This window comes from Arhodomonas aquaeolei DSM 8974, assembly GCF_000374645.1.
Lineage (GTDB): Bacteria > Pseudomonadota > Gammaproteobacteria > Nitrococcales > Nitrococcaceae > Arhodomonas > Arhodomonas aquaeolei.
Genome location: NZ_KB894813.1, coordinates 105820 through 118832, shown reverse-complemented (window position 1 = coordinate 118832; position 13013 = coordinate 105820). Strand labels below are relative to the sequence as shown.

Genomic DNA, 13013 nt, shown 5'->3' with positions numbered 1-13013 from the left:
TGCTCCTGGCAGCCAACATCCCGTCCCGCGATGTCGGCTGCGTCGATTGCCTTGAGCGGCCGGCGCCATAACCCCGATGTACGTGCGTTCCGCCAACGCTGCGCAGGGCAAGATTCCAGTAGGTTGGCTGCCCCCGGCAACCGACAGCCACGACGGTGTCGCCCGGGGTCGGTCACGAGGCTGGTTTGCCGATCGGCGTCTGGATCCTCTGAACCGTCGTGGCGGTGCTTGCGGTGTCCCTGTCCGCCGGGGACTAGCGCCGCCGGACTGCCACGGCGCACACCACGCTCCATGCCGCGGCGACGGCAGCGAGTGCGAAGACCGCGGTAGCGCTGTGTCCGAGCACATCCGGGAGGTTGGCGGGTATCGTCGGCGGGGGGCCGTCCAGGCCCGCGAGGGCGGCGAGCAGGGCGAGTGCCCGCAGGATCACGCCGAGCACCGCCAGCGCCGCGGTGGTCAGCAGTGGTGTGCGTACGCCTGCACGGGCCGGCATCGTCCCGCCGTGGCCTCAGGCGACGGCGCCGCCGTCGGTGGACCAGATGCCCCGGTCGAGGAGGGCGGCAACCATTTCCGTGGCCGGGGCATCGCCGCCGAGGCGGCGCGCTCGCTCGATGACCGGGCCGCAGATGGCGTCCACCTCCAGCGGCCGGCCATGCTCACGGTCCACGAGCATGGAGGTCTTGATGGGGTCGAGGTCGTGGATGATGCCGAACATCTCCGCCACGTCCGTCTCGTCGAGCTCGACGCCGTCCGCCCGGGCCGCGGTGGCGGTCTCGCGCATGAGCCGCTTTACCACGGGCGCGATGCGCTCGTCGTGGGTCAGGCGCTGGCTGTCCCAGCCGGTGACCGCGGAGATCGGATTCACGCCGTTGTTGATGATGAGCTTGCGCCAGAGCTCGCGGCGGATGTCCGGTGTCTCCTGTACTGGCACGCCCGCCGCCTGCAGGGCCGCCATCAGGCGGGGCAGGAAGGCCGATGCCGGCCCCTCCGGTGCTTCGGCCCGGTTGGGCCAGATGCCCGCGGTGACCTGCCCGGGGCCGGTGGCCTCGATCACGCCGGGGGCGGTGACGTGGGTGCCGATGCGGATGGACAGGCCGCCGATCACCCGATCGGCGCCCAGGGCATCCGCAAGTACGGGTTCGTTGTCGACGCCGTTCTGCAGCGAGACGACGGGCACAGCGCCGGCCCCGGGCCACCCGGCCAGCGCGGCGGCGATCGCCGGTGTCGACGCGGACTTGGTCGCGAGCAGTACGCCGTCGACGCCGTGCGGATCCTCGGCCTGCAGGCCGGCGATATCCATGGCGGTCACCGGGGCCTCGAACCGGGACTCGGGGTGCTCGACGGTCAGGCCCCGCTCGCGCAGGGCGTCCAGCTGCTGCCCGCGGGCGATGGCGATGACCTCGTGGCCGGCCTGCAGCAGCCGTGCCGCGTAGAACCCCCCGATCCCGCCGATACCGATGATCGCGATGCGCATGTTCCCGCGTCCTCCCGTCGTCGTGCCCCGCCCGGCGGGGCCTTGTCTGCTATCCTGCGCGACCCATGTGCGGCCGATTCGAACGTCACACGCCGCTGTCCGCGTTCGCCGAGTGGCTGGGCATCGCCCCGCCGGACGCGGTGGTCCCGGCATGCTACAACATCCCGCCCGGAACCGCCGTGCCGGTGGCAGTGGCCGGTGAGGACGGGCCGCGGCTAACGATGGCGAGCTGGGGCTTCCGGCCCGACGACGTGGACGACCCGGGTGCCCCGCGGCCGATCAACGCCCGCGCGGAGACGGTGGCGTCGAGCCGCTATTTCGCCCGGGCCTTCCGCGAGGCGCGCTGTCTGGTCCCGGCGGATGGCTGGTACGAATGGCGGGCCGGGCCCGGCGGAGTGCGCCAGCCCTGGCACCTCGACGTGGGTGCGCCGCTGATGTTCGCGGCGGTGCACGTCCCCGGCGGTCACGCCGGCGGGGCATTGCCGGGCATGGCCATCATCACCGAGCCCGCCCGGGGGGCAGCCCGGCGTATCCACCCACGGATGCCCGTGGTCCTGGACCCTTCCTGCTGGCGGGCCTGGCTGGATCCGGCGCTGAACGCCCGGGAGCGCATTCGCGTGGCGGTGCGTCCGGTGCCGGGCGAGCAGCTGCGATTGTGGCCGGTCAGCACCCGGGTGAACTCGCCGCGTAACGACGACCCCGGGCTGATCGAGCGCGACCCGTCCGCCGGGGACGGGTGACCGCAGCCGTACCGGCCATCCGTCCCGTGATCGTCTTCCGGCGGTGCACGCGGTCTTCGCGATAGTATAATGACCGGCTTTGTTCGCAACGCCTGTGGATGCGAGCCATGGTTCAGGTCACCGGTGAGCTTGGCGATATCGCCGACGTCGAGCTCGATTTCCCGCAGTGGGTCGAGCGGCTGCCGCTGTCGCCGGACGACGGCGGGCGGGCACTGCTGGAGCGCGCGTGGACGGACGCCCTTGCGGGCTACGGCGAGGCCGAACGTCCTTCCGGTGAGTCGTATATGGCCCATGCCGTCGCCGTGGCCGGCGTGGTGGCCTCGCTGCGGCTGGACGCGGAGACCGTGGCCGCGGCGCTCCTCCACGACCTGCCGTCGTTCCCGGATTACGACAGCGAGACCCTGCGCCGACGCTTCGGCGGTGACATCGCGACTATGGTGGACGGTGCCGCGCGCATCGGTGTGGTCAGCGAGCTGCACAGCCATCCCGGCGGGACCGGGGAGGACCGCACCGAGGCGCTGCGCAAGATGCTGTTCGCCATGGCGCGGGACATCCGTGTGGTCTTCCTCGTGCTCGCCGAGCGTCTCCAGGACATGCGTGTGGTGCGCCACCTCGACGAGGATGCCCGCTCGGCCCTCGCCCGCGAGACCCTCGACCTGTATGCGCCGCTGGCCAATCGCCTCGGCATCTGGCAGCTCAAGTGGGAGCTCGAGGACCGCGCGTTCGCGCTCACCGAGCCGGCGACCTACAAGCGCGTGGCCCGGCTCCTCGCGGAGAAGCGTGTCGACCGCGAGCGTTACATCGGCGAGGTGCGCGAGGCGCTGGCGGAGGCCCTGCGGGACGCCGGCATCGATGCGGAGGTCAAAGGGCGGCCGAAGCATATCTACAGTATCTGGCGAAAAATGCAGCGCAAGGGGCTGAGTTTCGAGGAACTCTTCGATATCCGTGCGCTGCGGGTGATGGTCGATACCGTGGCCCAGTGCTATGCGGCCCTGGGCGTGGTGCACGCCCTCTGGCAGCCCATCCCGCGGGAGTTCGACGACTACATCGCCACGCCCAAGGAGAACAACTACCAGTCCCTGCACACCGCGGTGGTTGGCCCGGGCGGCAAGAACGTGGAGATCCAGATCCGCACCCGGGAGATGCACCAGAGCGCGGAGCTCGGCATCGCCGCGCACTGGCGCTACAAGGAGGGCCGCGGCCAGGACCCGGGCTTCGACGGCAAGATCGCCTGGATCCGCCAGCTCCTGGAGACGAACCCGGAGGAGGGCGGCGAGGACCTCTTCGACCGGTTCAAGGCCGAGGTCTTCGAGGACCGGGTCTACGTGATCACCCCCCGGGGCGACGTCTTCGACCTGCCGCGCGGGGCGACGCCGCTGGACTTCGCCTACGCGGTGCACAGCCAGGTCGGTCACCGCTGCCGCGGGGCCAAGGTCAACGGCCGGATCGTGCCGCTGACCTACCAGCTCCACAACGGCGACCAGGTGGAGGTGCTCACCGCCCGCAACGGCCAGCCGAGCCGTGACTGGCTCAACCCGGCGCTGGGCTACCTGGTCACGCCGCGCGCCCGGGCCCACGTGCGCACCTGGTTCCGCCAGCAGGACTTCGATCAGAACGTGGCGGATGGCCGCGCGATCGTCGACCGGGAGCTCGGCCGGTTGGGCCTGCAGGACGTCAACCTGGAACGGTTGGCGGCACGCTCGCGCTACCCCCAGCTCGACGCCTTCTTCGCCGCGCTCGGCCGTGGTGATGTCACCGGCGGGCAGATCGCCGGGCTGCTCGACGAGCAGCTCCGCCCGCGCCGGGAGACGCCGCCGCCGGCACGCCGGCGTCCCGGACCGCAGCGCTCGGCCGGCGGCAGCGACGACGTCACCATCTACGGCGTCGGCAACCTGCTGACGCGCCTGGCCGGATGCTGCCAGCCGGCCCCCGGCGATCCCATCGTCGGCTTCATCACCCGGGGCCAGGGCGTGACGGTCCACCGCCGGGACTGCGCGAGCCTGGCGCGCCTGCAGGAAGAGGAGGATCCGGGGCGGTTCATCGAGGTGAGCTGGAACGACGAGACCGACAGCAGCTACCCGGTGGACGTGCGGGTGCTGGCCTACGACCGTCAGGGCCTGCTGCGGGACGTGACCACGCTGATCAGCAACGAGGGCGTGCGGGTGGATGCGGTGAACACACACACCGACCCGGACAGCGAGCAGGCGCGTATCACGTTGACGGTGCGGGTGAGCGATCTGGCACAGCTCGGCCGGCTGATCGACCGGCTGGCGGGGCTGCGCAACGTGGTGGACGTGCGCCGGGCGCCGGGCGGCTGAGCGCCCGGGCGCCGCGGCCGCGGCTCAGCGCTCCAGGTACTGGAGCTTGTCCGACTTGCCGTCCCACTCCTCGGCGTCTTCCGGCGGGTCCTTCATCTCCGTGATCACCGGCCACTGCTGGGCAAGCTCGGCGTTGAGCTCGAGGAACCTGGACTGCTCGGCGGGCAGGTCGTCCTCGGAGAAGATCGCCTCCGCCGGGCACTCCGGCTCACACAGGGTGCAGTCGATGCACTCTTCCGGGTCGATGACCAGGAAGTTCGGCCCCTCGTGGAAGCAGTCCACGGGGCAGACCTCGACGCAGTCCGTGTACTTACACTTGATGCAGTTTTCTGTGACGACGTAAGTCATTGTTTTGACACCTTATGAGAGCGTTTGCGGGTATCGTATCAAGTTACCCGGCGCCATCAACCCACACGCCGGGGGGGAATAGCCCCGCTCAGGGCGCCTCCTCGCTGAGGCGCTTGAGCTCGTAGACCAGGGCGAGGGCGTCCCGGGGGCTGAGGTCGTCCGGGTCGGTCTCGCGCAGCCGTTCCACCGCCGGGTCCGGCGGGGCGGCGTCGAACAGCGCGAGCTGGCCGTCGGGCTCCGGGCCCGCCGGCCGGGTATCGGTCTCCAGCGCGGCGAGCTTGCGCCGGGCCGCCTGGATGACCTCCCGCGGCACGCCGGCGAGGGCGGCGACCTGGAGGCCGTAGCTCTGGTTGGCCGGGCCGTCCTTGACCGAGTGCAGGAACACGATCCGCTCGCCGTGCTCCACCGCGTCGAGGTGTACGTTCACCGCCGCCGGGTAGTGCTCGGGCAGGGCGGTCATCTCGAAGTAGTGGGTGGCGAACAGCGTGTAGGCGCGGATGCGTGCGACCAGCTCGGCGGCGCTGGCCCAGGCCAGGGCGAGGCCGTCGAAGGTGGAGGTGCCGCGGCCGATCTCGTCCATGAGCACGAGGCTGTGGTCGCTGGCGTTGTTGAGGATGGTGGCGGTCTCGGTCATCTCGACCATGAAGGTCGAGCGCCCGCCGGCGAGGTCGTCGGAGGCGCCGATGCGGGTGAAGATCCGGTCCACCGGCGCGATCCGTGCCGCCGCCGCGGGCACGAAGCTGCCGATGCAGGCCAGCAGCGTGATCAGCGCGACCTGGCGCATGTAGGTCGATTTGCCGCCCATGTTGGGGCCGGTGATCATGAGCATGCGCCGGGTGTCGTCGAGATGGACGTCGTTGGGCACGAACGGCTCGCTCATCACCCGCTCCACCACCGGGTGACGTCCGCCCTCGATGTGAATGCCCCCGTCGCGCACGAGCTCCGGGCGGGCGTAGTCCAGGGTGTCGGCGCGCTCGGCCAGCGCGCCGATGGTGTCCAGCGTCGCCAGGCCCTCGGCGACGCGCAGCAGGCCGTCCATCTCCTCCGCCAGGGACTCGACCAGGCCCTCGTAGAGCGCCTTCTCCCGGGCGAGGGCGCGCTCGCGGGCGGAGAGTACCTTGTCCTCGAAGGCCTTGAGCTCGGGGATGATGTAGCGCTCCGAGCCCTTGAGGGTCTGGCGGCGGATGTAGTGGTCCGGGACGTTGTCGCTCTGCGAGCGGCCGATCTCGATGTAGTAGCCGTGGACGCGGTTGTAGCTGACCTTGAGGTTGGCGATGCCGGTGGCCTCGCGCTCCCGGGTCTCGAGCTCCAGCAGGTATTCGTCGGCGTTGCGGGCGAGGCCGCGGAGCTCGTCGAGCTCGTCGTCGTAGCCGTCGGCGATCACCCCGCCGTCGCGGATGACTACCGGCGGCTGGTTCACCACGGCGCGTTCCAGGTGCTCCAGTAGCGCCTCGCGGGGCGCGAGGTCGGCGCGGAGCTGGAGCAGTAGCTCCGCGTCCATCCCGGCAAGGGCGGTCTGCACCGCGGGGAGCCGGCGCAGGGCCTCGCGCAGGCCGGTGAGGTCCCGGGGCCGGGCAGAGCGCATGCCAATGCGCGCGGCGATGCGCTCGACGTCGGCGAGGCCGGCGAGGGCGTCGCGCACCGCGCCGGTGCCCGCCGTCTCCAGCAGCATGCCGATGGCTTCCTGGCGGGCATTGAGGACCGTGCGGTCGCGCAGCGGGCGGTGGATCCAGCGGCGCAGCAGCCGCGCGCCCATGCCGGTCACGGTGGTGTCGAGCACCCAGGCCAGGGTGTGCTCGGTACCGCCGCCGAGGTTGTAGTCCAGCTCCAGGTTGCGGCGGCTCGCCGCATCCATGGCCACCGATTCGTCGCGGTTCTCCACCTGGATGGCGCGGATGTGGGGCAGCGCCGAGCGCTGGGTCTCGCTGACGTACTGAAGCAGGCAGCCGGCGGCGGCGATGGCGCGGTCCAGGCCGGCCACCCCGAAGCCGGCGAGGTCCCGGGTGTCGAAGTGCCGGGTGAGGGTGCGCTCGGCGCCGTCGCGCTCGAACTGCCAGGGCGGGCGGCGGGTGAGCCCGGCGCGCTGGGCGAGGGGGGCCGGCGGAGCGTGCTCCTCGCTGACCAGCACCTCCGCGGGCTGGAGGCGCTCGATTTCGGCCACCAGGGCCTCCTCGCCGTTGACCTCGGTGACCACGAAGCGCCCGCTGGAGAGCTCCAGCGCGGCGAGGCCATACTCGTCGTCACCGGCGGCGACGCTGAGCAGGAGGTTGCTGCGGCGCTCCTCGAGCAGGGCCTCGTCGGTGAGCGTGCCCGGCGTGACCACGCGCACCACGCGCCGCTCCACCGGGCCCTTGCTGGTGTTGGGGTCGCCGATCTGTTCGCAGATCGCCACTGACTCGCCGAGGCGCACCAGCCGGGCGAGGTAGGATTCGTAGGCGTGGACCGGCACCCCGGCCATGGGGATGGGCTCGCCGGCAGATTCGCCCCGGGTGGTCAGGGTGATGTCCAGCAGCTCCGCCGCCCGGCGCGCATCGTCGTAGAAGAGCTCGTAGAAGTCGCCCATGCGGTAGAACAGCAGGATATCCGGGTGCTCGGCCTTGATCCGGAGGAACTGCTGCATCATCGGTGTGTGCTTGCGCGACGCGGTGGCGTTGTCGGTCATACTGGTGATGGCGTGCTTTCCGCGCTGGGTCGGTGGATCACGGCAGGTGTGGCTGCCGGCGACGGGTGCGCGGCAGTATACCGCCCGTACCGCGCGCTGTGCAGCGCGGTCGCGGGCACACCACGGCAGACGGGAGACAGGAATGACGGGAATCGACGGTGACGGTCCGGGCATCGGTGTGGACGACGCGGGGCTCGACGACCGTGCCCGGCGCCTGGGCGCGGCGCTCGCGGCGCACGGCTGGCTGGTCAGCGCCGCGGAGTCCTGCACCGGCGGCTGGATCGGCAAGGTGCTCACCGACATCCCCGGGAGTTCGGCGTGGTTCGAGCGCGGCTTCATCGTCTACGGCAACGCCGCCAAGCGCGACCTCCTCGGCGTGCCCGCGGCGACGCTGGAGGCGGATGGGGCGGTGAGCGAGGCCACCGCGGCGGCGATGGTACGCGGCGTGCTCACCGTTTCCGACGCCGCGCTCGCCGTGGCGGTCACCGGCGTGGCCGGCCCGGACGGCGGCACGCCGGAGCGCCCGGTGGGCACCGTCTGGTTTGCCTGGGGCCGCCGTGGTGGCGGCGTGCAGTGCCGCTGCCACAGATTCGACGGCGACCGCGAGGCGGTACGCCGGCAGAGCGTGGCGGTCGCGCTGGACGGGCTTATCGAGGCCACCGGGGCGTGAGCGGCGAGGTCCCGCACCAGCGCCTGTTCTTCGCGCTGTGGCCATCGGCGGGCGTGCGCCGGCGTCTCGAGGCGGTAGCGTGGCGGGTGCAGCGGGGGCGGCGGGTACCAGCGATCAACCTTCATCTCACCCTGGTCTTCCTGGGGCGCTGCGACGCGGCGGCACGGGTGCGTGCGGTCACCGCGGCGAACGTCCTTGCCGCCTCGGTACCGGCGGCGTTCCGGCTGCACCTGGACCGGGCGGGGGTGTGGCGGCGGCAGGGGATCGCCTATCTGGCGCCGGGCGCTCCGCCGGAGGCACTGGGGGATCTGGCAGAGGGGCTGGCCTCGACGCTGGCGGCCCACGGGCTGCCGCGGGAGCGGCGCCGGTTCCGGCCCCACGTGACCCTGGCACGCCGCGCCGGGACGCCGCCGCCGGAGCCCGATCCTGTCGACTGGCCGGTCACGGGATTCCGCCTGCTCTCCTCCGAGCAGGGGCCGGACGGGGTGCGCTATCGGTGTCTGGGGCACTGGCCGCTCGCCGGGCGCGGGGTGGGAGGCGAACCCCCTTTGTGAAATAATGACCGGTCATTTGGCATAGGCGCTGGGCTTCAGTCGCAGAGGAAAAACATGGACGAAGACCGCAAGAAGGCCCTCGGCGTCGCGCTGGGGCAGATCGAGAAGCAGTTCGGCAAGGGGGCCGTCATGCGCATGGGCGATGCGCGGGCGGTGGACGTGCCGGTGGTCTCCACCGGATCGCTGACCCTGGACCTCGCGCTCGGTGTCGGCGGTCTGCCGCGGGGGCGGGTGGTCGAGGTCTACGGGCCGGAGTCTTCCGGCAAGACCACGCTCACCCTGCACGCGGTTGCCGAGGCGCAGCGGGCCGGCGGTACGGCGGCGTTCGTCGACGCCGAGCACGCCCTCGATCCGGACTACGCCGAGAAGCTCGGGGTCGACGTCGACGAGCTGCTGGTCTCGCAGCCGGATACCGGTGAGCAGGCGCTGGAGATCGCGGACATGCTCGTGCGCTCCGGGGCGCTGGACATCGTCGTGGTCGACTCGGTGGCGGCACTCACGCCGAAGGCCGAGATCGAGGGCGAGATGGGCGACTCCCACGTGGGCCTGCAGGCGCGGCTGATGTCCCAGGCGCTGCGCAAGCTCACCGCCAACATCAAGCGCTCGAACACGCTGGTGGTGTTCATCAACCAGATCCGCATGAAGATCGGGGTGATGTTCGGCAGCCCGGAGACCACCACCGGCGGCAATGCACTTAAGTTCTACTCCTCCGTGCGCCTGGATATCCGTCGTCTCGGTGCGATCAAGAAGGGCGACGAGGTCATCGGCAACGAGACCCGCGTGAAGGTGGTGAAGAACAAGATGGCGCCGCCGTTCAAGCAGGCGGAATTCGAGATCCTTTACGGCGAAGGCATCTCGCGCCACGGCGAGCTCATCGACCTGGGCGTCAAGCACGGCCTGGTGGACAAGGCGGGTGCCTGGTATTCGTACAACGGCGACCGCATCGGCCAGGGCAAGGACAACGTCCGCAACTTCCTCAAGGACAACCCGGACATCGCCGACGAGATCGACGGCAAGCTCCGTGAGATGCTGCTGGGTCGCCCGGCTGCCGAGGAGACGGCCGAAGAGGAGAGCGGCGCCTCCGGCGGCGACGGCGCCTGAGCCGTCACGCATGGACGACGGGGACGACGGCGATCTCTGCGGGGAGGTCCGCGAACGCGCCGTGCGGCTGCTCGCCCGCCGCGAGCACTCGCGCCGCGAGCTCTGCCGCAAGCTCGAGCAGCGCGGCTACGACGCGGACCTTGTCGGGGAGGTGGTCGAGACGCTGGCCGGCGAGCGGCTGGTCAGCGACGAACGTTTCGCCGGGGAATACGTGCGCTCCCGCAGCGCCCAGGGATACGGCCCGCTGCGCATCCGTGCGGAGCTCGCCCGCCGCGGCGTTGACGATGCGCTGATCGACCCGCATCTGCCGGATGAGGACTTCTGGCTGGAGCAGTTGCGGGCGATCCACGACAAGCGGTTCGGGCCCCGCCCCCCCGAGGGGCTGCGCGAGAAGGCCCGGCGCGGGCGTTACCTGTCCAACCGCGGCTTCAGCGCGGACCAGGTACGGCGCGTACTGGGTGGGCTCGCCGACGACGAGTAGACCCGCCGCGTACTTGCAAATGGCTGAGGGGACATGATCAAGACGAGCGCAGAGATCCGCCAGGCCTTCCTGGACTTCTTCCACGAGCGCGGCCACGAGGTCGTGCCGAGCTCGCCGCTGGTGCCGGGCAACGACCCGACGCTGCTGTTTACCAACGCGGGGATGGTGCCTTTCAAGGACGTCTTCCTGGGCCGTGAGCAGCGCGGCTACACGCGCGCGGTAAGCAGCCAGCGCTGCGTGCGCGCCGGCGGCAAGCACAACGACCTCGAGAACGTCGGCTACACCGCCCGGCATCACACCTTCTTCGAGATGCTGGGCAACTTCAGCTTCGGCGACTACTTCAAGCGCGAGGCGATCGGTTATGCCTGGACCTTCCTCACCGAGGTCATCGGCCTGCCGGCCGAGCGGCTGTGGGTGACGGTGTACGAGGAGGACGACGAGGCCGCCGATATCTGGCTCAAGGAGATCGGCGTCGACCCGTCCCGGTTCTCGCGTATCGGCGCCCACGACAACTTCTGGTCCATGGGCGATACCGGTCCCTGCGGGCCGTGCTCGGAGATCTTCTACGACCACGGCCCCGAGGTGCCCGGCGGCCCACCCGGTTCTCCGGACGAGGATGGCGACCGCTACATCGAGATCTGGAATCTCGTGTTCATGCAGTATGACCGGGACGCCGACGGCAACATGGCACCCCTGCCCAAGCCATCCATCGATACCGGCATGGGCCTGGAGCGTATCGCCGCGGTGGTCCAGGGTGTGCACAACAACTTCGACATCGACCTGTTCAGGCGTCTGGTCACCGCCGCGGGTGAGGTCACCGGCTGCGAGGATCACACCAACAGCTCGCTGCGAGTGATCGCCGATCACATCCGCGCCTGTGCCTTCCTGATCGTCGATGGCGTGTTCCCGAGCAACGAGGGGCGCGGCTACGTGCTTCGCCGCATCATCCGTCGCGCGGTGCGCCACGGCTACAAGCTCGGTGTGAGCCGGACGTTCTTCCATCGCCTGGTGCAGCCGCTGGTCGACGAAATGGGGGCGGCGTTCCCGGAACTCGTCCGCGGCCAGCCACAGGCCGAGCGCATCCTCCGCCAGGAGGAGGAGCGCTTCCGCGAGACCCTGGAGCAGGGCCTCAAGCTCCTCGAGGAGGACCTGCGCGACCTCAGGGGCACCGTGATTCCCGGCGAGACGGTGTTCAAGCTCTATGACACCTATGGCTTCCCGGTGGACCTCACCGCCGACATCGCCCGCGAACGGGACCTCGAGGTGGATACCGAGGGCTTCGACCGAGCCATGGCCGAGCAGCGCGAGCGCGCCCGGGCGGCGAGCAACTTCAAGGCCGATCACGGTGGCGGCGCGGACTACGAGGGCAGCTCGGAATTCACCGGCTACGATCACCTGCGCGACAGTGCCCACGTCGATGCCCTGTACGCCAAGGGCCGGGCGGTGAATACCCTGGAGACCGGCGACGAGGGCATGATCATCCTCGACCGCACGCCCTTCTACGCCGAGTCCGGCGGCCAGGTCGGTGATCGCGGAACGATCAGCGGCGAGGGCTTCGAGTTCGAGGTTCGGGATACCGTGAAGTACGGCGACGCCCACGGCCATGTCGGCGTGGTCCGCCGGGGGCGCGTGCAGGCCGGCGACGGCGCTAGCGCCCACGTGGACGAGGCCCGTCGGCAGGCCACGGTGCTCAACCACTCGGCCACGCACCTGCTCCACGCCGCGTTGCGGGAGATCCTCGGCGAGCATGTCACCCAGAAGGGCTCGCTGGTGGCCCCCGATCGCCTGCGTTTCGACTTCGGCCACTTCGAGTCGGTGAGCGCGGAACAGCAGGAGAGCATCGAGCGCCGGGTCAACCAGTGGATCCGTGCCAACGAGCCCGCGGACGTCCGCCACATGACCTACGACGAGGCCATCGACTTCGGGGCGGTGGCGCTGTTCGGCGAGAAGTACGGTGACGACGTGCGGGTCATGCGCTTCGGCGATTTCTCCACTGAGCTCTGTGGCGGTACTCACGTCGGCCGCACCGGCGACATCGGCTTCTTCAAGATCATCTCCGAGGTCGGCATTTCCGCGGGCGTGCGCCGAATCGAGGCGGTGACCGGCGAGGGGGCGCTGGCCTGGGCCCAGGCCGCGGAACGGCGTATCGACGCGGTGGCTGAGCGCCTGCGCGCCAGCCCCGAAAACATCGAGGTGCGCCTCGGGCAGGTGCTCGATCGCAACCGCGAGCTGGAGAAGGCGCTGGAACAGGCCAGGGCCCGGCTCGCCAGCCAGACGGGCAGCGATCTGGTGGACAGGGCCGTCGAGGTCGGCGGCGTGCGCGTGCTTGCCGAACAGGTCAACGCCGCGGACGCCAAGGCACTGCGGAACACCCTGGACCAGCTCAAGAACAAGCTCGGCAGTGGCGTGATCGTGCTCGCCGGGGTCGACGGGGAGAAGGTCCGCATCGTGGCCGGTGTCACCTCGGACCTTACCGACCGGGTGCGCGCCGGGGATATGGTCAACCGCGTCGCCGAACGCGTCGGCGGCCGCGGCGGCGGTCGCGCCGACTTCGCCCAGGCGGGCGGTAACGACCCCTCCAGGCTGGGCGAGGCGCTCGGTGCCGTATCCGGCTGGGTCGGCGAGGCCCTCGGCGAGACGGCCGGGTAACTGACAAACCCATTCA

Annotated in this window: 11 protein-coding genes; 7 read left to right on the top strand and 4 right to left on the bottom strand. The window is 70.6% G+C overall.

The window, feature by feature from the left end:
* Positions 1 to 253 precede the first annotated feature (253 nt).
* Together C516_RS0113825 and C516_RS19605 are read right to left on the bottom strand one after the other, a co-directional pair.
* The gene (locus tag C516_RS0113825) at positions 254 to 493 is read right to left on the bottom strand and encodes a hypothetical protein (RefSeq protein ID WP_018719003.1); all 240 of its coding nucleotides are present in this window, start codon (positions 491 to 493) and stop codon (positions 254 to 256) included.
* A gap of 15 nt (positions 494 to 508) precedes the next feature.
* Positions 509 to 1474: a ketopantoate reductase family protein gene (locus C516_RS19605; RefSeq protein WP_018719002.1), complete on the bottom strand. Its 966-nt coding sequence runs from the start codon at positions 1472 to 1474 to the stop codon at positions 509 to 511.
* A gap of 65 nt (positions 1475 to 1539) precedes the next feature.
* On the opposite strand from C516_RS19605, the gene C516_RS0113815 reads away from it, so the two are divergent.
* Positions 1540 to 2214, top strand: a complete 675-nt coding sequence (locus C516_RS0113815; protein WP_018719001.1) for an SOS response-associated peptidase — start codon at positions 1540 to 1542, stop codon at positions 2212 to 2214.
* Positions 2215 to 2321: 107 nt separating this feature from the next.
* Positions 2322 to 4532 (top strand): GTP diphosphokinase, encoded by a 2211-nt coding sequence (gene relA, locus C516_RS0113810; RefSeq protein WP_018719000.1) that lies wholly within the window; start codon positions 2322 to 2324, stop codon positions 4530 to 4532.
* 24 nt (positions 4533 to 4556) lie between these two features.
* Here the strand turns inward: relA and fdxA are convergent, their stop codons facing one another.
* Positions 4557 to 4880 carry a ferredoxin FdxA gene (fdxA, locus tag C516_RS0113805; RefSeq protein WP_018718999.1) on the bottom strand — a complete coding sequence of 108 codons (324 nt, stop codon included), beginning with the start codon at positions 4878 to 4880 and terminating at the stop codon, positions 4557 to 4559.
* An 88-nt stretch (positions 4881 to 4968) separates the two neighbouring features.
* A complete protein-coding gene (mutS, locus tag C516_RS0113800) occupies positions 4969 to 7542 on the bottom strand; it encodes a DNA mismatch repair protein MutS (protein ID WP_018718998.1) in 2574 nt (857 codons plus the stop codon).
* A gap of 142 nt (positions 7543 to 7684) precedes the next feature.
* On the opposite strand from mutS, the gene C516_RS0113795 reads away from it, so the two are divergent.
* The 5 genes from C516_RS0113795 to alaS are packed head-to-tail and all read left to right on the top strand — an operon-like array spanning position 7685 to position 12997.
* Entirely contained in the window at positions 7685 to 8212 is a 528-nt protein-coding gene (locus C516_RS0113795; protein ID WP_018718997.1) for a CinA family protein, read from the top strand.
* The gene (gene thpR, locus C516_RS0113790) at positions 8209 to 8766 is read left to right on the top strand and encodes an RNA 2',3'-cyclic phosphodiesterase (protein WP_018718996.1); all 558 of its coding nucleotides are present in this window, start codon (positions 8209 to 8211) and stop codon (positions 8764 to 8766) included. Before C516_RS0113795 ends, thpR begins: the two co-directional genes overlap by 4 nt.
* Positions 8767 to 8820: 54 nt before the next feature.
* Positions 8821 to 9867 (top strand): recombinase RecA, encoded by a 1047-nt coding sequence (recA, locus tag C516_RS0113785; RefSeq protein ID WP_018718995.1) that lies wholly within the window; start codon positions 8821 to 8823, stop codon positions 9865 to 9867.
* A gap of 10 nt (positions 9868 to 9877) precedes the next feature.
* Positions 9878 to 10348: a regulatory protein RecX gene (locus C516_RS19600; RefSeq protein WP_018718994.1), complete on the top strand. Its 471-nt coding sequence runs from the start codon at positions 9878 to 9880 to the stop codon at positions 10346 to 10348.
* A 33-nt stretch (positions 10349 to 10381) separates the two neighbouring features.
* Positions 10382 to 12997, top strand: a complete 2616-nt coding sequence (gene alaS, locus C516_RS0113775; protein WP_018718993.1) for an alanine--tRNA ligase — start codon at positions 10382 to 10384, stop codon at positions 12995 to 12997.
* The last annotated feature ends 16 nt before the right edge of the window (positions 12998 to 13013 follow it).

Bases quoted from the DNA above. Each gene is read 5' to 3' on its own strand.
- C516_RS0113825 (WP_018719003.1), bottom strand. From the start codon at position 493: ATGCCGGCCCGTGCAGGCGTACGCACACCACTGCTGACCACCGCGGCG.
- C516_RS19605 (WP_018719002.1), bottom strand. From the start codon at position 1,474: ATGCGCATCGCGATCATCGGTATCGGCGGGATCGGGGGGTTCTACGCG.
- C516_RS0113815 (WP_018719001.1), top strand. From the start codon at position 1,540: ATGTGCGGCCGATTCGAACGTCACACGCCGCTGTCCGCGTTCGCCGAG.
- relA (WP_018719000.1), top strand. From the start codon at position 2,322: ATGGTTCAGGTCACCGGTGAGCTTGGCGATATCGCCGACGTCGAGCTC.
- fdxA (WP_018718999.1), bottom strand. From the start codon at position 4,880: ATGACTTACGTCGTCACAGAAAACTGCATCAAGTGTAAGTACACGGAC.
- mutS (WP_018718998.1), bottom strand. From the start codon at position 7,542: ATGACCGACAACGCCACCGCGTCGCGCAAGCACACACCGATGATGCAG.
- C516_RS0113795 (WP_018718997.1), top strand. From the start codon at position 7,685: ATGACGGGAATCGACGGTGACGGTCCGGGCATCGGTGTGGACGACGCG.
- recA (WP_018718995.1), top strand. From the start codon at position 8,821: ATGGACGAAGACCGCAAGAAGGCCCTCGGCGTCGCGCTGGGGCAGATC.
- C516_RS19600 (WP_018718994.1), top strand. From the start codon at position 9,878: ATGGACGACGGGGACGACGGCGATCTCTGCGGGGAGGTCCGCGAACGC.
- alaS (WP_018718993.1), top strand. From the start codon at position 10,382: ATGATCAAGACGAGCGCAGAGATCCGCCAGGCCTTCCTGGACTTCTTC.